The organism is Mycobacterium ulcerans subsp. shinshuense (assembly GCF_002355775.1).
Taxonomy (GTDB): Bacteria; Actinomycetota; Actinomycetes; order Mycobacteriales; family Mycobacteriaceae; genus Mycobacterium; species Mycobacterium marinum.
The window spans coordinates 102584-123880 of the sequence record NZ_AP017624.1 but is presented as its reverse complement, the minus strand read 5'-3'; the positions used below and the strand labels follow the sequence as shown (position 1 = coordinate 123880).

Genomic DNA, 21297 nt, shown 5'->3' with positions numbered 1-21297 from the left:
GGAGGAGATCATGACCAGCACCGTTGACCGCCAGGTCGCCCCGAATGTCTTTGCCGCCGGTCTGCCGAACATTGACTACCAGAACGCGCAGAGCCCCGATGAGGCCCACCAGATCCTCGCCGAAGCGCGGCGCCGGTCGCCGATCGCCCTCGGCCCGCATGGGCCCGAACTCTTGACCTACGACTTGGTGCACACCGTGCTGCGCGACCCTCGATTCCGGATGCCGCCGGGCATGTTCCTTGCCGCCCAGGGCATCGCGTCCGGACCGCTGTGGGATCGTCTTGCCGCCAACCTGATCAGTCTTGACGGCCCCGCGCATCATCGGCTGCGCCGGCTGGTGTCGCAGGCCTTCACCCCCCGCGCGACCGGGCGGTTGAACACCACGATCACCGAGGTCATCACCGATTTGGTCGACCGCTGTGCCGATCGTGGACGTTGTGATGTGGTCGCCGATATCGCTCGCCGGTACCCGATCCCGATCATCTGCGCGCTGCTGGGAGCACCGGCGGGTGACTGGAAACTGTTCTCCGGCTGGACCGACGACATCCTCAAGGCCTTCAGCTGGGATGCCGCCGCCCAGCAGCCAGCCATCCTGGCGGCCTGGGACGGGCTCGACGCCTACATCGACGACATGGTGGCCGCGCGGCGCGGCAGCTTGACCGAGGACCTGATCTCCGCGCTGATCCGCGCCGAAGACGACGGTGATTGCCTCAGCTCCGACGAGTTGCGGATGCTCGTCGCGGGGCTGCTCATCGGCGGCACCGACACCACGCGAAACCAGCTCGCCGCCTCGGTGCAAGCCCTATGCGATCACCCTGACCAATGGGTACTGCTGGCCCAACATCCCGACCTGGCGGCCAACGCCGCCGAAGAGACGATGCGCCACTCGCCGATCACCTTCAGCACATTGCGAATCGCGCTGGACGACGTCGAATTGGCCGGCGTGATAATCCCGACCGGCACGCTGGTGATCGCCAACACCGGCGCCGCCAACCGCGATCCGGCGCTCTACCGTGATCCCGACCGGCTAGACATCAGCCGCCCGATCGCGGGGCCCATCCAAACCTTCGGTGCCGGTATGCACTACTGCCTGGGCGCCAATCTCGCCCGCCGCGAACTCACCGAAGCCCTCCGGATCATCACCCAGCGCATGCCCGGAGCCCGGCGCACCGGCGCTGCCCCATGGAAGTCGCTGACCGGGCTGAGCGGACCGACAACGTTGCCGATCGAGTTCGACGCCGGGCATTGAGCCGCGCCGAGCCGCACTACCGGCGGTCGTCGCGCCACCCGAGGCCGGCTCCACCCGCACGACGATCGCCTTCGAGACCGGGGTGTTCGACTTTTCCACGGTGTGGTCCAGCGGCACTAGTGGATTGGTCTCCGGATAGTAGGCCGCCGCGTTGCCGACCGGAGTCGAATAGCCAATCACCAGAAAGTCTTTTGCCCGCCGCTCCTGCAGATTACCGCCCGCATCGTGGTATTCCGACACCAAATCGACACGCTCCCCCGCCGTCAGTCCCAGCGCTTCGATGTCGGAGGGATGCATGAACACCACCCGCCGGCCACCCTTCACCCCGCGATAGCGATCATCGAGCCCGTACACCGTGGTGTTGTACTGGTCGTGGCTGCGCAGCGTTTGCAGGATCAGTCGTCCCGGTGGCACCGGAACCCACTGCAGTGGGCTGACCGAGAAGTTCGCTTTTCCGGTGCTGGTGGGAAATTCGCGGGCATCGCGCGGCGGATGGGGCAGCTGGAAACCATCGGGCTGACGCACCCTGACGTTGTAGTCCGCACATCCGGGCACCACGGAGGCGATGGCGTCGCGGATGGTGTCGTAGAGGCTCGCGAATCGCTCCCACGGAACCGGATGCTGCGCTCCGAGTAGGGTGCGTGCGAGCTGGCAGACGATCTGAACCTCGCTGCGCACCTGGTCGCTGGGCGGATGCAGGTTGCCGCGGGACAGGTGCACCATCGACATCGAATCCTCCACCGACACCACCTGCTTACGGCCGTCGCGAAGGTCGCGGTCGGTGCGGCCCAGGGTCGGCAGGATCAGCGCCGTGCTGCCGTGCACCAGGTGGCTGCGGTTGAGTTTCGTCGAAATCTGCACGGTCAGTGCGCAACTGCGCAAGGCCGCTTCGGTGACGGCGGTATCTGGAGTGGCCGATGCGAAGTTGCCACCCATCGCCATGAACACCGCCGCCTGCCCGTCGCGCATGGCCCGGATCGCGGCCACGGTGTCGTAGCCGTGTTTGCGCGGACTGTCGATGCCGAATTCGCGATCCAGCGCCGCCAGGAATTGTTCGGGCATCTGCTCCCAGATGCCCATCGTGCGGTCGCCTTGCACGTTGGAATGTCCGCGCACCGGGCACACACCCGCGCCCGGCTTGCCGATCATGCCGCGCAGAAACAGCAGGTTGGTGGCCTCGCCGATGGTGGCCACCGCGTGGCTGTGCTGCGTCAAGCCCATTGCCCAGCAAATGATCGTGCGCTGCGAGGCCATCACCATTGCCGCGTTGCGCTCGAGCTGCGGCGCGCCAACGCCCGTCGCGGCCAGCACGGTGTCCATCTCGATCTGCAAGGTACGACGCCGATATTCATCGAACCCGGCGCAATGCTGGTCGACGAAGGCCTGGTCGACGACGGTGCCCGGGGCGCGTTCCTCGGCTTCCAGCAGCAGCCTGCCCAGCCCGGCGAACAACGCCATGTCGCCGCCGATGCGGATCTGCACGAACTCGTCGGCGATGGGCACACCGTGCCCGACCACCCCGTTCATCTTCTGCGGGTCTTTGAACCGGATCAACCCGGCCTCGGGTAGCGGATTGATGGCAATGATCTTTGCGCCGTTGGCCTTTGCCTTCTCCAGCACCGTCAGCATGCGCGGGTGGTTGGTGCCCGGGTTTTGCCCGGCGATGATGATCAGGTCGGCATGCTCGACGTCCTCGACGGTGACCGATCCTTTTCCGATCCCGATTGATTCGCTCAGGGCCGACCCCGAGGATTCATGGCACATGTTCGAGCAATCGGGCAGGTTGTTGGTGCCGAAGCTGCGGACCAGAAGCTGGTAGCAGAAGGCGGCCTCGTTGCTGGTACGCCCCGACGTATAGAACAGCGCCTCATCCGGGCTTCCCAGCGCCTTGAGGTGCTCGGCGATCAGCCGGTAGGCCTCGTCCCAGCCGATCGGCCGGTAATGGTCGTCGCCGGGCCGCAGGACCATCGGATGGGAAAGGCGGTCCTGTTGGGAAAGCCAGTATTCGGGCTTGGCCAACAATTCCGTGACCGAATGCCGGGCGAAGAATTCCGGCGTGACGGTGCGCCTGGTGGCCTCCTCGGCAACGGCCTTGGCGCCGTTCTCGCAGAACTCGGCCAGTTTGCGGCCACCGGGCTCTTCGGGCCACGCGCAGCCCGGGCAATCGAAGCCGTTGCGCTGATTCAGGCGGGCCAGCGCGGCCGCGGTACGAAATGCGCCCATCTGTTCCAGGCCACGCTGTAGCGACACCAGCACCGCGCGCACACCCGCGGCTTCGCGTTTGGGCGAGGTGACCGTTATCGAGTCCTCGTCGTATTCGGCGGGAACGTCACCAGATGCTGCCGAGCGCTGGAAGGCCACCTCGTCAAACTACATCGCCGGGCGCGTCCATCGGCGGGCCAACCGGCCGCGGCGAAACTCGCCGCCGCGGCCTTCGCGCGCCAGACCGGGCTAATGTCCACTGAAGCAATGGCTTTCGCCGAGGCGGTGGTGGCGAACCGGCACCAATCCCGCCCGCGGCTCTACAGGTACATCCCGTGCGGCACCGTCGCCCGGTAGCGCCCGCTGCCCAGTTCAGCCAGCAGCGCTGCCGTGCTCACGGAGCCGCGATCGCCGGCCAGCACGGCGCGGCGGACGATTTCGCGGATATCGCTACCGCTGATCCGCTCGGGGAGTGCGGCCACTACCGCCGCCGTGTCGACGGCCGCTCCCCCGGGAATGTCGCGGATCAGCGCCGCCAGAATGCGGGCGGCGTCGGCGCGGTTGGGGTAGCCGACCTCGACGATGGAGTCGAACCGCCCGGTGCGCGCCGCCGCCTTGTCCAGGGTCTCGGCGTCGTTGGTGGAGGCCAGGGTCAGGATGCGGGCCTCGGGCCGAATGTCCATTGCCGCCAACAGCTCCGAGAGGCCGCCATCACCGGCCCGGCGGTCCCGGCACCACAGGTCGACGTCTTCCAACACGATGAGCACCGGACCGCCGAGGCGCTGGGCCTCTTCCACAACGGCGGTCAGCAGGTCCGCCCCCGCTTTGGCCTCGACGTAGATGACGGTGAATTCACCGACCACCTCGGCCGCCACCACCGCGCTGACCGCCGACTTGCCGGTGCCGGGTGGGCCGCACAACAGCACACCGCGCCGTGCTCCCAGGCCGTGCGCGTTGAGCAGGTCGTGGCGGTCGCGCACCGAGGCGACACCGAGATCTACCTCGGTCCACACCGCGTCGGGGACGATGACGGTGCCGCGGGTCGCCGTCGATGGCAGGTCGATCACACTGAAGTTCAGGCCGTGGTTGTTGGTCGCGCGCACCGCTTCGCCCCGGTATGGGTTGAGTTCGTTGGCCCGTTCGGCGAGCCGATCCAGCACGGCGCGGGCATGGGCCTGGTTGTCCGGCGTTACGTACGCGCTGACCTCGGCGGAATGCATGACCGTCTCGCGCGCCTCGATGTGGATGACGCAACCCGTCTCAGCCAGCAGCGTCCCGGCCGGAAAGTGCACGCACAAGCACAGTGGGTGGCGGTAGCGGCGGCCACCGATCTCGGTCTGGGTCCACTTCGGCGGGTAAGCGTGCTCGCCCGGGCCGACTTCGCAGGCGTGCGCGTGTTGCTCGATCCATTCGGCCAGCGCCAGCGCGGTGGTCAACCGGGAAACGGGATTGAGATCGCGTTCTTCGTCCAGAAGGTGCCCGGAATCCGGCACGCCCAGACAGCGTACGATGAAGCGATCGGCGTTCTCGCAACCTTCGCGCTCGGCGGCGCCGATCAGCAACTCGCCGAGTGCGCGCAGCGCGGGCCGGACGCCGTACTCCAGCCCGTCCAGCCACGCGTTGACGTCCGTGATGGGCTGGCGGCGCGCCTCATCACCGCCGGTTAGGCCGGTGGTCAGGTCGGTCAGTTCATCGTTGGTCAGGGTCATGGCTGTCTGCTGGTCGGGTACCGGGTTGGATACTGGTCGGGCAATGGTCAACGGACCAGGATCACACCCGGCCAGCAGACGGTCAACCGATTTTGTTGCGGCCCGGCGCCCTCGGCCCGCCCGAGATGCTGTTCAGCTCTTGGGATCAGCGATCCAGCTCACGTCATAGTGCGGCACGTCCGCAAATGCCCAGATATATCGACGTCGATGGCCTATTCGACATTACGGTGACGGTTTTCGCCGAGTGCGGGTACCGGGCTACCACCACCCAGGAGATCGCCCGCCGGGCCGGCGTCAACGAGGTGACGCTGTTTCGCCGCTACGGCAACAAGGCCACGCTGATCAACAGCGCGCTCACCCACGCTTTGGCGAACTCCCCATTCGCGCGAGTGGTGGCCACCGATGATATCCGGGGCGACCTCCTTGCGCTGGTGACCGCCTATGCCGAGACCGTCCAGAAGTATGGGGGCGCGGTGGTGACCCTGGCGGTCGAGGTGCCCCGCAATCCCGAACTCGGTACGGCCATGGCGGCGCTGATGCCCAACCTGCACAACGCGGCGCAGGTGATCGAAACGCACCAGACCCAAGGCCAACTGGCACCCGGCGACCCCTACCAAAAGCTGGTGATGCTGCTTGGACCGCTGATGGCCGCCGGCCTGTGGTCGCGCACCGGGGCCGAAGCACTGGCATCGCAACTAGACTTCGGCGCCCTGGTCGCGGCATTCCTTGATGGACACCGCGCACCAGAAGACCGTCGGTAGCCGAGTCCGGTTAGCCGCCCGCGAGGGCCCCGTTGTGCCGTGTCGGGAAACAGCGCGGCCCATCGTCGCTGAAAGCCCAAGGGGTCGTTACGTTCACCGAAGATGGTCAGCAACCGACGATCGCTACGCCCCCCATGCCGGCCAACGCCAAAGCCCGTGCCGTCATCCGCGGCAAAAGGGCGTCACCACATCGATTTCGCGCACCGATGCACTACCCATCAGGGCCAGCATCCGCCGGAAGAGCGCGCCGGTCGGCCGCCAAAAGCAGTTGATCGCCGACCTAGCTAGGACAACCGCCAACGCCGTTGGCCGGGCCAGCGATACTGCGGCCCGCCCGCCTGGCCGATGCACCGCTCTCCCCGGCCGCCGCGGCGGCATAAACCTACGACGACAGAAAAGCCACGGCAGGTGCGTCCAAACCTGGTCAACACGCGCATAACGTCACTGGTCACGAATCCAACGAGCGCGCATGAAGCTAAATGGTGTCCCCGCGGCCCTGGCTTTAGACTCGCGCGGGTGGGATCGGATGAACTGCATGTCAAACTTGGTCAGCTGGGAGTTACGGCTAGTCAATGGCAGGACCTTCGCGCCCAACTCGCTGCCGGGGCAACGCCGCCGGCACCGGGCCAGCCGTTTCAAGCCACTGCGGCGGCGGTCAGTGGTATCGGCGCAGCGATCGGCGGTACCGGGGTGGCCTTGGCCACCCGAACTCAGGCTACGGCTGCCGCGGTGGCCGCAGCTGCCGCAGGCTACGCCAACCAAGAGGCGACCGCAGCGGGCGAGATGGCCGCCGTGACGCAGGTGAGGGTGGTGTAGATGCCGGCCACCCTGTCCCAAGTCCGGGCATGGAGCACCGAGCACCTCATCGATGCGGCCGGCTACTGGACCAAGACCACCGATCAGTGGGAAAACGCGTTCTTCCAGATGCGAAACCAGTCCTATGCCCTGGGCTGGAGCGGCGCTGGCGGGGACGCGCTACGGGAACGGACCAGCGCCGACCTGCCGATTGTCGGCGCAAAAGCCGACATGCTGCGCCAGGCAGCCGGGATCGCGCGCAATGGTGCCAGCGACATCAGCGCAGCCCAAAGACGAGTTCTCTATGCTGTCGAGGACGCCCACAACGCGGGATTCACTGTCGGAGAAGACTTGTCTGTCACCGACACCCACAGGAGCGGCACGCCCGCCGAGCAGGCCGCTCGACAAGCCCAGGCGCAAGCATTCGCCGGTGACATCCGGCTACACGCCCGACAGCTCGACGGGGCCGACGCCAAGGTGGCGGGTCAACTCACCGCCGCCACCGCTGACCTAAGCAGTGTCGGCTTTGCGCAAAACCCGATCCCCGCGACGCAAGCCCCAACCACCCACCGCAACGGGGTCCAGTTAGTCGACTTCAAACAGAACGGCGGCGAGCCACCTCCGTTTGCGCCGTGGGACACCCCTGATGGAACGCCCCTACCGGGAGCGCCCGGCCTGAGCCCTGAGCTGCAGCAAATGATCCTCGGTGGCGACCCAGCCAACCTCACCGGCCAGGGTCTTTTGGACAACCTGCAACAGCTCATGCAGTCACTGCCCGAAAACGACCCCCGCACCGCCTGGTTGCGCGGCCAGGTGGCGGATCTACAGGCGCACATGAGCGACATCGACTACGCCCGCACCCATTGCACTACGAGCGACTGGTTCGACCGGACCACCCTGTTCGCCAGCGGTCTGGTCAGCACCGGCATCTTGACGCTGACCGCAGAGACCGGGGTGGGGGGGGGGGGGGGGCGTCGCCGCCGTGGCCAGCGGCTTCGGCACCCTCGTCGCGGGCAAGAATCTGCTCGGATGCCTGGTAGGCAGCAAATGACAGACCTGCTCGTTGCTGCGATCCTGGCTGGCGCGTTTGGGCTGGCACTGTGGGGCGCTGGCGCGTTCGGGCTGGCGCGTCGCCCGCACTACCCTCTGGCGTCCTACCTCGCAGCCGGTGGTGTGGTCGTTGCGCTGATCGTGGTCCTGCTGACCACCGGCCGGACCGACTGGGTCATTGTCTCGGCCGGCGCGCTGGCCCTGTTCATTCCCTTGATTGTCATCAGAGAACGGCGAGCAGAGCGTAAGCGCCGCTGATGCCTGCGGCTGCGTAGGCCAGCCGCGCGGTGTTCCAGAATCGGTTGATATTGGGACACTTTCAACACGTGAGCCGTGACGTGCAGAAGCGCAGCACGCCCGGCCTCCCATACTGTATGCCTGAAATCCTTTTCGCGACCGGGAGATTGGTACACCGTGGAAGCACATACGTAGCTACTAAATGTACGGATCTGCTGAAAGCCTTCCGGTCAGTGTTCTGGGCCGTAATGCTCGTGAAATGCGCTGGAGTCGTGCTGCTCGTGGTGTGCCGCCTGGCTTGATCTCGGCGTTGTCCACGCAGGCCCAGTCGAAGATGTAGGTGAGACGGCGCAGTGGCTGGAAGTAGTACAACCGCTTTCTCGCCCACGTGTTGCTGATGCACGCCAGCCAACCACCATCGAAGCACCCCGAGTGGCAACGGCGACTGTGCATGGACCGGCTATTGCCGGAACTCGTCACGATGGACGTTGGCCAGGCGATCGTGGAATCACGCGGCCTCAAAGATGACCAAAAAGACCATCGAACCGTGGGCAATCTGCGCAGGAAACGCGCTTCGGAGGTCGTCTGCACCTTGATCACGTCGGTGGTCCCACTAAGCCCATGCTGTGGATTCCCGACGCCTGTTGCGGCGCCGTCACGCACCATCGTTGTGGCGATTCCGAGGACTACGCCCTAATCGAATCCCAAGTGACGATGATAGAAACCCGGGCCTGAAAAGCGCCAAACCCCAGGCCCTGTCTTCCGGCAGGAACTCCTGGGGTCCACTTCTGATAGCACCACAGTGCCTCAGCTGCTAGCTAGCGCAGGCAGTGCGCGCACTGCTCGGCGGTGCTGCGCGTTCAGCCGAGACTCGACAGCCAGTCAGCGATCGCCTGGCCGATCTCATGCGGGCTGTCCTCTTGGATGAAGTGGCTACCGGGCACCGTCACTTCGGTCAGGTTGGTCCAACTTCGGCAGAACTCGCGTTGCGGTCCGGTGAGAATGGCACCGGGTTCGGCGTTGATGAACAGCTTTGGGAAATCCGCGGTGGGCAGCCACTGGGCGTAGTCGGAAACGATCTGATGCACGTCGGCAGGCTCACCCTCGATTGGTATCTCACGCGGCCAGCTCAGCGTCGGCCGGCAGTGTCGCGGCTCGACGAACGGGCGCCGGTACTCGTCGTGTTCGGCGGGGGTGAGACCGCGCAGGACGGAACCGGGCAGGACCGCCTCCACAAACAGGTTCTTGTCAATGACCATCTGTTCACCCGCATCCGAGCGAAACCCCCGAAAGATTCCCGCTGCGGACTCGGGCCACTCCGCCCAAGTCACCGGCCGCACAATGGCCTCCATGAAAGCGATGCCGCCGATCCGCTCGCGGTGGCGATTGGCCCAGTCGAATCCGAGGGCCGAGCCCCAGTCGTGGATCACCAAAACGACATCATCGCCGAGGTCGAGCTGGTCAAGAAGGCCGTCGAGGTAATGCCGATGCTCAACGAAGCGGTAACTGCCCGGTCCGGTGTCATCGAGCTTGTCCGAGTCACCCTGCCCGATGAGATCGGGAGCGATACAGCGTGCGCGATCGGACACATGCGGAATGATGTTGCGCCACAAATACGATGAGGTCGGATTGCCGTGCAGGAACACAACCGAACGGCCCTCACCGCTTTCGTGGTACGCCATTTGCTTGCCGTCGACGGCCAGGCGGCGTTTGGTGAGTGGAGTGGGATCGATCTCGGTCATCGGAGCCTCCAAGTGGGTCGGCGAGAATGCCTGGACTCGAGCGTAGTAGCCGGGCAGGCCGTATCGGCAGTCGATCGGTGGCGCCCCGGCCGGTACTGGGCTCAAGTCCCTTCTCCCACAACGCGGCTAACCCGACGGTACGGGCCTTCAACATTGCCCGTACCCGGGCATGCCGTCAGAGCCACTCCCAAATGAATGGTGATTGAACGGCGTTGCCGGAAAACGCGCGGGACCAAATTGCCCAATCAGTCAAAAATCAGTTTTCCCACCCGGCGAGCTGACGTGCCGTTACGCTCATTTTCGCCCTTATCATCGGGCACCCACGCAGGGCTCCGGCGTTGTTGATTAGCAGGCTTGTGAGCTGGGTTGATGATCTTTGGTGCCGCGCTATTGGGGCCGGAGTGTAGGCACGGGCTATCTGGAGAACGATCGAGTTGGTTACTGTTCGTCGTTGGTCTGGAGTTGCCCGTGCCTACCGTTTCAGTATTGCCTGTGTCGTCGGTTCCAGAGGTGTTCGACCGCTGGAGTCCTGGTGAGCGCAGCGGGCTCATCGGATCGGAGTTTCTCGATGTGTTGGCCTCGGTGCCAGACCCGAGGGGCCCACGCGGTCGGAGGTATTCGCTGATGGCTTTGTTGGCGATCGCGGTTCTGGCCACTGCCGCGGGGATGCGCGGCTATGCTGGTTTTGCCACATGGGCGGCCACCGCTCCCGATGATGTGTTGGCCCAATTAGGGGTCCGGTTCCGGCGGCCCAGTGAGAAGACCTTCCGCGCTGTTTTGTCTCGGCTAGACCCCGCCGACCTCAACGCCAGGATGGGCAGTTACTTCACTGCACACGTGGCCAGCAGCGACCCCAGTGGATTGGTGCCGATCGCGTTGGACGGCAAGATGCTGCGTGGTGCTTTACGCGCCAAAGCGACAGCCACGCATCTCGTGTCGGTGTTCGCCCACCGTGCCCGATTGGTGCTCGGTCAACTCGCTGTCGCCGAGAAAAGCAATGAAATTCCCTGCGTACGTGCCCTGCTCACGCTGCTGCCGGGTAGCTTGCGGTGGCTGGTCACCGTGGATGCGATGCATACCCAGGTCGTCACCGCGAAGTTGATCTGCGCCACCTTGAAGTCGCACTACCTGATGATCGTCAAGTCCAACCAAGCCAAAATATTTGCGCGTATCACCGCGCTGCCCTGGGCCGAGGTGCCCGCAGCCGCTACCGACGACTCCCGCGGCCACGGCCGTGTCGAGACCCGCACCCTGCAAATCATCACCGCTGCACGAGGAATCGGCTTCCCCTACGCAAAACAAATCATCCGGATCACTCGTGAACGCTTGATCACCGCCACCGACCAGCGCAGCGTGGAGGTGGTCTATGCCATCTGCAGCCTGCCGTTCGAGCACGCCCGCCCTACCGCGATCATGACCTGGATGCGTCAACACTGGGGAATCGAGAACAGCCTGCACTGGATACGCGACGTCACCTTCGACGAAGACCGTCAAAGGGCACATACCGGAAACGGCGCACAGGTCCTAGCAACGCTACGCAACACCGCGATCAATCTGCACCGCCTCAACGGCGCCGACAACATCGCCGAAGCCTGCCGGATCACCGCTTTGACCGCCAACCGCCGCCTAGACCTCCTCAATCCACAATTCCGCAGCTCACAAGCCTGCTAATCAACAACGCCGGAGCCCTGGGCACCCACGGTAATGCGTCGATGGGAGAAGGAAATGTCCTTTGTACTCGCGACACCAGAGCTGATGACGACGGCGGCCCAAGACTTGGCGGCTATTCGTTCCACGTTGGGAGAGGCAAGCGCGACCGCTGCCGCCCCCACAACAGCATTAGCGGCCGCGGCCGAAGATGAGATATCGACCGGGATCGCGGCGTTGTTCGGCGCCTTCGGCTCCGACTACCAAGCGATCAGCGCCCAGGCGCAGGCCTTTCACGAACAGCTGATCGATCTATTGACCGTTAGCGGTGGTGCCTACCTCAGCGCCGAGACCGCAGCTACCGCCACCGTCACTACCGGCGGTTTCCCGAGCCTGGTCGCCAACACCACCGCCAATCTGCAGACCATTGCAGACACCTGGACCAACCAAACGGTGCCCATCCTGACACACGCCGTCACCGGGTATCCGCAGCTGATTTCCACCTCACTGGCCAGCGGCAACGCGCTGCCGCTGCTGGCGATACCGGCAAACCTCGCACAGGGCTCCGCCACCCTGTATCAAGCGTTCAGCAGCCCGGTCTCGCTGTCGTTGACGTCGCTGACTCCGTCGGGCATATCGCTCGGGGTCGGCCTCGGGCTACCGCAGCTTCTGGCCCTCAACGCTTTGGGCGCCCCCGTCAATGCGGGCCTGGCCGTCGGAGCAAGCGGCACAGCATTTTTCGGGGCGCTACAGGCCGGCGACACGATGGGTGCAATCAGCACGCTCGCCGACACCCCCGCCAATATCGCCAACGGATTCCTCAACGGCAGCCAGACGCTATCGATGCAGCTGTCGCTTCCCGGGCTGTCCGTGGCCGCTGACATTCCGTTCTCCGGTCTGCTCAGTCCCCTACAACCACTCTCCCTGACGGCGACGACACCGGTACTCCCCCTGCTGAATTCACTGACCATCACCGGCCCACCGGTCGGCGGCCTCGTCCCGAGCCTGGTGCAGTATGTGCCGGAACTGCTGGCGACGTCGCTAGGCCCCTAGCCATCGGGCAGCCCGGGATTGCCGCCACTTGGCCGCTAGAGATTCAGTCCGGAGAACATCACCCGGCCGGGATCGTACTTCTGCCGAACGGCGCTCAGCCGGGACAGGTTCGGACCGAAGTAGCGCGACGCCGGCTGGTTTGCCTCCAGATAGTTCACGTAGCCACCAGCCGAATACGGTTGCACTGCTTGATGTGCCGTGTTGAGCCAGCCGCTCGCCGCGGCCGGGGAGCCCGGGGTTTCGACATACCACTGCACCAGCGCCGACTGCCGGCGCCACGGAAAGGCCGTGGCCCCCGGCGCCACCGTGGCCAGGGCACCGTCAAGTGCGTGCATGATCGCTAACGCGCGGCCCGCACCGCGCGGGAAGGCGTCGATCGCCGAGGCGATCCCTTTTGCCGCACCCGCGTTGATGGTGGGCAGCACGTCGGACCCGCCAACGTAGCCAAGCGGTGCGGGGTTGAGGTTCCCGACGGCCAAGTACCGCACCAGATCCAGGTAGTTGAATGTGTGGTGGTCGGTACCGATCGGTTGCACCCCGACGGCGGAGGTGATGGCCGAAGCCACGCTGCCACCTGACCCCACCGGACAGGTGGCAAGAATCCGGCAATGCGTGCCCATCGGGTCGACGGTGGCGTCCGCCAGCGCCCAGTTGTTTCGATCGGCGGTGCGCAGCCATTGTTGCCAACCCAGCAGAACCTGCGCGAAGGACTCGGGCGGGAAGTCGAGGTTCACCACGTCGAGGTCTTTGGTGGCGAATGTGGCAAAGGTCAGCGCGGTCGTGACGCCGAAGTTGCCGCCACCGCCGCCGCGCAAGGCCCAGAACAGATCCGGGTTGCTCGCGGCGGACGCGGTGACCGCCTGGCCGCTGGGCAACACCACCGCCGCCGAGGTCAACGCGCCGCAAAGCAGGCCCGCGTGCCGGGAATGAGCGCCCAGGCCTCCGCCCAACGCGTGCCCGGCGGCGCCGACGCTGGGGCAGGTGCCCGTCGGGATGCCTCGCCCCGCCCCGGCCAACACCTGGTGCATCTCATACAGACTGGTCGACGGTGTCACGGTGACCTGCCCGGTGGCGGCGTCGTAGTTGATGTCGCCGGGAAGCTGTCGCAGGTCGAGGACCATGGCGCCGTTGGCGGTGGACGCGCCGATGTAGGAGTGTCCGCCACTGCGCGGGGTGACCTTGAGGTTGTGGGCGGTCGCGAAGGCCATCGCCTTCTGCACGTCTGCCGCCGATGTCGGGGCCACGACCGCCGCGGGCGTGAAATCGTTGTAGTTCGTGTTGAAACCTGTTTGGCCGTTGCGAACTGGGGTCCATCGTCGGGTCGTAGAACCTTCCCGCCGAGGGCCGAAGAAAGCCCCTCCCAGCCGGAGGGATTCGGCTCGGCGGCGGCGCGGACCGAACCAAACACCGCACCGGCGGCCAACGCACCGGCGGCGCCACGCAAGAACGCCTGGCGCGAGATCTCACGCGCCAATGTCAGGCCCCCGCCGCGTGCGGGCCGGCCAATTGCCTCATGCCCGCATTGTTCAGGCAGCACCACCAGGACACCGAACGACCTGTCGCGTCACGACCGAAACGTGCTCGAACCGTTACCCCGCCCGACTAGTTGAGCGCGGGCACTGGCGCCAAGAACCTAGCGCGCCCCCAGCACACTCGTGGCCGCCTCAGCGGATCCGGCGGCGGCCGCCAGGATCGGCCCAAATCCCTCGGCTTGCATCCGATGGATCATCTTGGTGGTCGACGGGCGATGCTCCAGCAGGGCGTTGACCGCCTCCTCGGCGGTATCGACCACCCGAATCAACCGGCCGAATTCCTCGGGCGTCAGCTTCGCATTACCCACGAATAGGCCTTCAAGAACCGGCAGCACCGGTAGTTTTTCGGTCAAGAATTCCCTGCCGTAGAAGATCATCGGAGAAAATTCCTGGCCGGATCTCGGGTAATAGTTTTGGGCGGCGTTCTGGAAAACCTCCTGCAGTGTTCCCGATGCGCCGGGGGTATATATGATCCCGTTGGCGGCCAGCGAGAGCAGCATGTCTTCGCGGAGGCTGTTCTGGAAATACTTCGCCACATGGGTCGCCAGCGGTGTCAGCGGTTCGCAGCCGTGGTGCCAGGTGGGAACGGCCAGACTGCGCCCTCCGGCATCGGTGAATGTCTGGGCAATCTCGAAGGCGGGCTTGGCCCAACTGTGCAACTGGCGCACGATCGCGGTGTCGACCTCACCGGTCTGCGAGACCACCGACGTGGTGTCGGGCAACGTCGGCCGCGACCTCAAGTGCTGCACCGCATCTGCCACGTCCTGATCCGAGGCAGTCGCCAGCAGCGCACCTAGGTGGGTGGCTTCCATCGTGCCGGGTCCACCGCCACTGGCGACCAGGCATCCACCTTGGGTCAGGGTCCGCGCAACGTGCACGACATCTAGGTATCTTGCGGCGCTACGCGGCACGTCGTGACCGCCCATGATCGCCACCGTGGGCACCTCGACGCTGGTGAAGAACTTCGATATTGCGCGCATGATCGAGTGATCGTGCAATGCCTGCATCATCCCGGCGTAGGGGTCATTCGGGCACGCGCCGCCATTGGCGGTGAAGTAACGATAGGTCTGAAAGTAAGTCCAACGTTTCGGCGGCGCTGAGTGGCCGTTCCGGATCGAAGCCGCTCATCAGCTCTAGGGACGTGTACAACGAATTTCGCAGCGGCTGAAATGGAATATCCATATTCGGCATGCCCACTCCCGGATAGTGAAGAAGGACTGACGCGTCACGGTACTACTCAGGCTGCGGACTCGTCACGTTTCGCCGAACTCCATAAATTCGCCAGCCTCCGGTCTCACCGCACCATTAGCGACTTGCGTCCCATTCGGCGCGTTTGGCGCGGACGCCATCGACAACGGTGCCTAGTGCCGCGGCCACACGGGCCCGGTCATTGCTGGCAAGCAGGTCGAATTGCAGGCCGCGCAACTGGGCGATGAGCAGCGTGGCGAAATTCTCGGCCTCTTCACTGGGGCATCCGGCCTGCACAGCGTGCTGACGGATCGTTTCGATCCAGTCGGTGACGATGCGGTCGAGGAACCCGCGGTACTCGTCTGGGTGGCGCACTGCCTGCGCGTAGGCCTCGAAAAGCAGTTGAGACCGCCGCTGCGCTCCCGGCTCGTTCCAACGCCGCCACAGCGCCTCGACATCATCGGCGCCGAGCTGCTCCGGAATCACGATCCGAGTGCCGATCGCGCCAAGAATTTCGACCAGCAGCTGGTCCTTGGTGCCGAAGTGGTGGCGCAGCGTCACATGCGATACGCCGACCGCGGCGGCCAGCGTGCGAAACGACAGACCGGTAATCCCGTGTTCGAGCACATGGGCCATGACCGCGTCGAAGATTTCGCCGCGCCGGTGCTGATAGCGCAGCTGACGGCCGTCGGCACGCCGCTCGGTCCCGCTGGTGGAGATCATCGCACTCGCCCCCTATCCCGCCCTCACAGAGGAATAGCCATACCATTTGGTAGACCTAATCCGGAAAGATAGACCTACCACATGGTAGAGCCAGGCGGCAACGGGACCGGCCGGCCCGGCATGGGCCGGTACGTGAGACCGCTACTGGCCCGCGTTGTGGGCCGGGTCGATGGCGTACTGGCTGACGAAGTGACCCGCCTGAGGCTCACCGCGGCCGCATGACCCGTCGGACTCACCCGGACGCTTGATCCACAAGTACGCGTCGGCATGCGCGCCGGCGGTGGCGGTGGTAGGCGCCACGCCCAGGGCGCGGCCGTCAGGGTTGCACCAGTTGAGCGGGGACTCCGGGGCCGGGCCGACACCATTTCGGCCCGTGTCGATCACGTAGTGCGAACCGTTCGTCATCCCCGATATCGCCTCGCCGTAGCCGATTTCCTCATCGGTGGTGTAGAAGTTCGAGATGTTGAGGCTGAAACCCCGCGCGTGGCCCACATCGACCTGGTTGAGCCGGGCAGCCATCTCCTCGGCGCTCACCCAGCGCGAATGCCCGCCATCGACGTAGACGGCAGCGGCCGGATCACGGGTAAGCGTGTTGACGGCGTAGCGCACCAAGTCGAAGCGTTCCTGGCGCTGGTCGGCCGAAAGGCAGTCGGCCATGGCCAGCGCATCGGGTTCGACGATGATCGCCGCGGGCGCCGAGCCCAGGCCCGACGAGATGGCGTCGATCCATGCGCGGTAGTCGGCACCCGTCGCGAACCCACCCGATGCGTAGCTTCCGCAGTCACGATGCGGGATCCCGTAGAGCGTCAGAATCGGCATGGCGCCGGCGGCCTGCGCGGCACCGGTCTGCCTGGCAACCGTGCCGCCGACGGTGGAGGCCGGGAACGCTTGGTCGAGCCAGTAGGACTGTGGGGTGTTGGCGATGGCGTTCAGCTCAGGACTCGGCGGGTTGGCGTTGCGCGCCGCGACCATTGCGGCCGAGCCGGGATCGACGTAGAAAGGCTGCCCGGCCAGCGGGTTTGCCCCGTCGACCAGGGTCATCGGCGGGGCCGGAACGACCGGCGCCGGGGCGGCAAAAAACGCCAGGTATGCGGCGGCCGAAACGGCCAGGAAGGGGGCGATCCGGCGTGCGAGTGCGCCAAAAGCTGAGGACATCACCCCAGCAAAATAGTGCCACAATTCGACAAACGCCAATTAGCGACCGCAGCGCGGACGGAACAGAAATTCTCGATGGCGCCGCCGGGGTGGACCACATGGACGGCGTGGCGGGCTGATCAGGCCGGTCATCGGCACACCCCCGCCGTCGGCCACAGCAGCCAGGCAAACGCCATCGGTGTCTATTAACGCGGCTTTGGCGCGTTACTGTGCCCTGGTCGGCCACACCGAACAAGCCGATAGAAAAGTTGAGCAAATTCATGACCGCAGCAGCAGAAGCGTCGGCGATGGAATCGCGGGTCGGCCACTACTACCGGCTGGACGAAACCTACCGGGTCGGCCGCGAGAAAGTGCGCGAATATGCCCGCGCCGTGCAGGACTACCACCCTGCGCACTGGGATATGGCCGCCGCCGAAAAGCTGGGCTACTCCGGTCTGGTGACGCCGCTGACCTTCACGTCGATACCGGCCATGGCCGCCAATCGCTACCTGTTCGAGTCGGTGGTCGTCGGCTACGACACCTACATGCAGACCGAAGAAGTCTTCGAGCAGCACCGCCCGATCGTGGCCGATGACGAACTGCACGTGGATGTCGAACTGTCCTCGGTACGCAGGATTGCCGGCCGAGACCTCATCACCGTGACCAACACCTTCACCGACACCGCCGGCGAACGGGTGCACACCTTGCACACCACCGTCGTCGGCATCACCGCCGAGGATGTCGATCCGGCGATCAAGTCGGCCGTGCAGAACACGATCATGCACGACGTGAACATCCTCGAGATCGCCGCAGCCGATGCCGCGTATCAGAAGACGATGCGCCCCGAGGGCGAAATTCGCATCGCCGACGGTGGCACGACCCGGACGCCGGGTACGCCGTCCTTCGATGACGTGCAGGTGGGCGACGAGCTGCCGGTCCGCCACGCGCGACTGTCCCGCGGCGACCTGGTCAACTACTCCGGCGTCGCCGGCGACGCCAACCCGATCCACTGGGACGAAAACATCGCCAAGCTGGCGGGGCTGCCCGATGTGATCGCCCACGGGATGCTGACCATGGGTTTGGGTGCCGGATTCCTCTCCGCATGGTCGGGGGACCCGGGCGCGGTTACCCGCTATGCGGTGCGGCTGTCCCAGCCCGCCATCGTGTCCGCCGCCGAAGGCGCGGACATCGAATACAGCGGCCGGATCAAGTCGCTGGACCCGGCGACCCGCACCGGCGTCGTCATCGTCGCCGCAAAGTCCGGTGGCCGCAAGATCTTCGGCCTCGCGACTCTGAACGTTCGCTTCAGCTGACCGCGGCCGCGGTGGACCCCACGCGGTAGGGCATCTGGACCACTCACCCGGGCAAGCGTTTTCGGGCCACAGCCGACCAGCCGGTGCGCGCACCGGCTACGTCACTGCCGGCAAAGGGGCCCCGACCTCGAGCAAGGCACTACGTTTCCGTCGAGCCTGCCCGTATGCTCGAGGACATTGGAGATTGCCGGCTCGAACGAGGCGATATGACCGATGAACAGCGACGCCAGGCGCTAGCCCGCATCCATGCGAAGCGCAGTTTCTGGTGCCACCTGGGCGCTTACATCCTCGGCAACGCGGCGCTGATCGCGATCTGGTTTTTTACCTCCGGCGGGTACTTCTGGCCGATATGGCCCGCGCTGGGCTGGGGGATCGGCCTCGTCTTTCATGGCCTCGGCGTTTTCCTGGGCATGCGACCGATAACCGAAGAGCAGATTCAGCGGGAAATCGACCGGGGCCATCTGTCGTGACGAAGCGGCGTAGCCCTGTTGACCCAGCGTCGCCGTTGCCTTCACCTGCCGGGCATGACCGCAAACATGTTGCGTTCGAAAAGAACTCGCGATGGTGGTGACGATCAGTGCGCTGACCATACCTGGCGGAACTTGCCGCTGCGCGGGTCGACGGCGGGCGGTTCGACCGCGTGTTCCACCGCAACGGGTGCGGTTTGCTGCGCGGCGAAATACGCGTGCAACCGCTCGTCGACCGCACGCCACACCTGGCCCGGGTCCGTGTCGGGTGACATCTCCAGCCGCACCGTCAGGGCCCGTGGACCGGTGCGGATGGCCTGGCACCGGTGCACACCCGGGGTTTCTTCGATTACGGTCACCAGGGCCAGCGGCAACACCGTGATCGCGGTCCTATCGGGCGCCTCGAATAAGAGCAGATCGGCGGCGCGCCCTTCTACCGTGATGGCCGGCAGCCGATTGCCGCACGCGCACGGGGTGCCGGTCAGTTTCACCCGGTCACCCAGGTCATAGCGGATGAGCGGCTGCACCCGATTGGCCAGGTTGGTGACCAAAACGGTGTGGGAGACAGCCCCCGCTGCCACGGGTTGGTAGTTCTCATCGACCGGCTCGAATAGATACCAGTCGGTGTTGACATGCAATGACCCGTACCGACATTCCATCGACAAGCCGGGGAATTCGGCTGAGACATCACGGTTTTGGATCGGGCAGCCGAACGCCGACTCGATGTCGGCGCGCAGCGCGGGCGTCAGCTGTTCGCCTGCGGTGATCGCCAGCAGGGGCTCAATCGCTAGCCGGCCAGCGCGTTGTTCGCCGGCCAGCAGCGCCAACGCGCTCGGGTAGCCCTTCACGATCGTTGGCTGAAACTCGTTGATTTCCCGCACCAGATCCGGCACCGGTCGCGGCACCGAGAAGACCCGTGCGCGGCTGGCCAGAAAGGCGCTGCGGCGTCGCGCAGCGGCCAACGCGGCCGAGGCACCGATGTGCCCGTCGGCGACGAACAGCGCCGCCGCACGCAGACCGCGCCGCAGCACCCCCGACAGCAGCTCTCGTCGAGCGATGAACCGCGATTCGCCCCGGCGGCCCACGAACTGGAACACCGCCCACGACGCGTCATCGTGAATCAGGATGGCCGGCTCTCCGCTCGTTCCCGATGTAGTCGCGACGTGGTAACGGCCCAGATAGCGGGCCCCCAGCAGCGAGTGGTCGGACAAGAAGTCGCGCCGCAGGGACTCGATGGTGATGTCCGGGACGGTCACCCAGTCGTCGAAATGCGCCATGAGGTCGCGCTTGGACACGACGGGAAGTGACGCCAGCGGGACCTGCCCCGAAGGAATGTCCCGGTACAGGCGGCGATAGTACGGGGACGCCGTTCGCGCATGCCGAACCAGCGTCTGCAAACGGGCCCGTTGACGCCGCGAGATCGCCGCGTTGTCACCGCGCCGGAAACGCCAGGCCTCCCAGGCAATCAGCGTGGTGCACTCCCCCACCGCCATCACCTACGGGCTCGCCAGGCGGACACCATGGCTTAGCGGGGGTGTGCCGGTGCGCCGGTCGACTCACTCATCGACGCCAGCTTGGTCCGTGGTGCGCTTGGCGCGCACCGCCGGCCGCGTCGACCGCCGCCGCGGAATGCGATCGGTGATGCCGCTGAGCGAGTTGACCATCTTGTTGAGGGTGACGACAGCGGACTCGAGGGTGTCGGTGGTGGGCGTCAACTTGTCCACGGCGGGCGCGAGCTGGCTCAGGATTTCGGCGGCTTCGGTGAATTGCTCGAGTGGCCCGTTTTTGACCAGCAACTTGTCGATGACGCCGTCCTCGGCGAACATCCGCTCGATAATGCCGTCCGCGGCGAACATCCGCTCCAGCGGCCCGTCCTCAGCGAGCAGCCGATCAGCGAGCCCCCCGGGCGCCAGGATCCGCTCTAGCGAGGAACTGTCTGCAGCGGATACCCGATCGAGTAAACCCCCGGGTGCGGTCAACAGGTCAACAATCCCACCCGGACGCATCAGCTTGTCCGCCGCCCCGCCCCGGACCAGAGCGCGCCCCATCGCCCTGTCGTTTTCGGTCAACTCGGCAACCCGGTTGGCACCCACGATTGCGCCGCGCAGCGGAAATAGGTCGGTGATCGGGTCTACCGTCTTCCGGCTTTCCTCACCCAAGGATTGCTTCACAGCCCCGAGCGCGACGGCCGCAACGCTGAGTCCTGCGTCGGCCACCGCGACGCCGGCCCGGATAGGTGCTGTCACTACGCCGACGATGGCCTTGCTGATGTTCACGCGGCAAGTGTATGGCTCGGCGGCGCTTCGTGGGCCTGGCTCCATCCCATCAAAACGCTGCGCCGCACGATCATGCTGCCCCGTATCCCATTCTTTTGAAGGCAACGCCCCCAACGCAAACATGTATTTCAAGCCGGGGTTGCACCCCGATGACGTCGACCACAGCGAAAACTTGGAAACGTGGCGGGAGAAATATTTGGGTCGACTGGCCTATTGCCC

At 65.5% G+C, this 21297-nt stretch carries 15 protein-coding genes and 3 pseudogenes; 9 read left to right on the top strand and 9 right to left on the bottom strand.

Annotated features, from left to right (window positions below; genetic code table 11):
- Positions 1-10 precede the first annotated feature (10 nt).
- Positions 11-1249 carry a cytochrome P450 gene (locus SHTP_RS00555; RefSeq protein WP_096369466.1) on the top strand — a complete coding sequence of 413 codons (1239 nt, stop codon included), beginning with the start codon at positions 11-13 and terminating at the stop codon, positions 1247-1249.
- 39 nt (positions 1250-1288) lie between these two features.
- On the opposite strand, the pseudogene SHTP_RS00550 reads toward SHTP_RS00555, so the two are convergent.
- Both SHTP_RS00550 and SHTP_RS00545 read right to left on the bottom strand, forming a co-directional pair.
- Positions 1289-3610: pseudogene (locus SHTP_RS00550) on the bottom strand (FdhF/YdeP family oxidoreductase); the annotation flags it as partial.
- A 161-nt stretch (positions 3611-3771) separates the two neighbouring features.
- Positions 3772-5160 (bottom strand): ATP-binding protein, encoded by a 1389-nt coding sequence (locus SHTP_RS00545; RefSeq protein WP_096369465.1) that lies wholly within the window; start codon positions 5158-5160, stop codon positions 3772-3774.
- A 185-nt stretch (positions 5161-5345) separates the two neighbouring features.
- Between SHTP_RS00545 and SHTP_RS00540 the strand changes: the two genes are divergently transcribed.
- The 4 genes and pseudogenes from SHTP_RS00540 to SHTP_RS30055 all read left to right on the top strand — a co-directional run bounded on the left by SHTP_RS00540 (position 5346) and on the right by SHTP_RS30055 (position 8024).
- The gene (locus SHTP_RS00540; RefSeq protein ID WP_012392120.1) at positions 5346-5921 is read left to right on the top strand and encodes a TetR/AcrR family transcriptional regulator; all 576 of its coding nucleotides are present in this window, start codon (positions 5346-5348) and stop codon (positions 5919-5921) included.
- Between the two features lie 516 nt (positions 5922-6437).
- A complete protein-coding gene (locus SHTP_RS00535) occupies positions 6438-6737 on the top strand; it encodes a hypothetical protein (protein WP_020785386.1) in 300 nt (99 codons plus the stop codon).
- Positions 6738-7767: pseudogene (locus SHTP_RS00530) on the top strand (hypothetical protein).
- On the top strand, positions 7764-8024 hold the full coding sequence (locus SHTP_RS30055; RefSeq protein WP_012392117.1) for a hypothetical protein: 261 nt from the start codon (positions 7764-7766) through the stop codon (positions 8022-8024). Before SHTP_RS00530 ends, SHTP_RS30055 begins: the two are co-directional and overlap by 4 nt.
- Before the next feature lie 839 nt (positions 8025-8863).
- Here SHTP_RS30055 and SHTP_RS00520 read toward each other — a convergent pair.
- The gene (locus SHTP_RS00520) at positions 8864-9745 is read right to left on the bottom strand and encodes a haloalkane dehalogenase (RefSeq protein WP_036427044.1); all 882 of its coding nucleotides are present in this window, start codon (positions 9743-9745) and stop codon (positions 8864-8866) included.
- Positions 9746-10213: 468 nt separating this feature from the next.
- On the opposite strand from SHTP_RS00520, the gene SHTP_RS00515 reads away from it, so the two are divergent.
- Both SHTP_RS00515 and SHTP_RS00510 read left to right on the top strand, forming a co-directional pair.
- A complete protein-coding gene (locus SHTP_RS00515) occupies positions 10214-11416 on the top strand; it encodes an ISAs1-like element IS2404/ISMul1 family transposase (RefSeq protein ID WP_420873063.1) in 1203 nt (400 codons plus the stop codon).
- A gap of 54 nt (positions 11417-11470) precedes the next feature.
- Positions 11471-12445, top strand: a complete 975-nt coding sequence (locus tag SHTP_RS00510; protein ID WP_096372243.1) for a PE family protein — start codon at positions 11471-11473, stop codon at positions 12443-12445.
- Positions 12446-12480: 35 nt separating this feature from the next.
- Here the strand turns inward: SHTP_RS00510 and SHTP_RS00505 are convergent.
- The 4 genes and pseudogenes from SHTP_RS00505 to SHTP_RS00490 all read right to left on the bottom strand — a co-directional run bounded on the left by SHTP_RS00505 (position 12481) and on the right by SHTP_RS00490 (position 17043).
- Positions 12481-13919: pseudogene (locus SHTP_RS00505) on the bottom strand (FAD-binding oxidoreductase).
- 159 nt (positions 13920-14078) lie between these two features.
- Positions 14079-14957, bottom strand: a complete 879-nt coding sequence (locus tag SHTP_RS00500) for an LOG family protein (protein WP_231991684.1) — start codon at positions 14955-14957, stop codon at positions 14079-14081.
- A 325-nt stretch (positions 14958-15282) separates the two neighbouring features.
- Complete coding sequence (locus SHTP_RS00495) at positions 15283-15888, bottom strand: TetR/AcrR family transcriptional regulator (protein ID WP_015353950.1); 606 nt, start codon at positions 15886-15888, stop codon at positions 15283-15285.
- 141 nt (positions 15889-16029) lie between these two features.
- On the bottom strand, positions 16030-17043 hold the full coding sequence (locus tag SHTP_RS00490) for a glycoside hydrolase family 6 protein (protein ID WP_420866682.1): 1014 nt from the start codon (positions 17041-17043) through the stop codon (positions 16030-16032).
- A gap of 260 nt (positions 17044-17303) precedes the next feature.
- Here SHTP_RS00490 and SHTP_RS00485 point away from each other — a divergent pair, with 260 nt between their 5' ends.
- Both SHTP_RS00485 and SHTP_RS00480 read left to right on the top strand, forming a co-directional pair.
- A complete protein-coding gene (locus tag SHTP_RS00485) occupies positions 17304-18335 on the top strand; it encodes a fused (3R)-hydroxyacyl-ACP dehydratase subunits HadA/HadB (RefSeq protein WP_096372242.1) in 1032 nt (343 codons plus the stop codon).
- Between the two features lie 206 nt (positions 18336-18541).
- Entirely contained in the window at positions 18542-18805 is a 264-nt protein-coding gene (locus SHTP_RS00480; protein WP_096369461.1) for a 2TM domain-containing protein, read from the top strand.
- Positions 18806-18909: 104 nt separating this feature from the next.
- Here the strand turns inward: SHTP_RS00480 and SHTP_RS00475 are convergent, their stop codons facing one another.
- Both SHTP_RS00475 and SHTP_RS00470 read right to left on the bottom strand, forming a co-directional pair.
- The gene (locus SHTP_RS00475) at positions 18910-20295 is read right to left on the bottom strand and encodes a phenylacetate--CoA ligase family protein (RefSeq protein ID WP_231991240.1); all 1386 of its coding nucleotides are present in this window, start codon (positions 20293-20295) and stop codon (positions 18910-18912) included.
- 63 nt (positions 20296-20358) lie between these two features.
- Complete coding sequence (locus SHTP_RS00470; RefSeq protein ID WP_096369459.1) at positions 20359-21078, bottom strand: hypothetical protein; 720 nt, start codon at positions 21076-21078, stop codon at positions 20359-20361.
- Between the last annotated feature and the right edge of the window lie 219 nt (positions 21079-21297).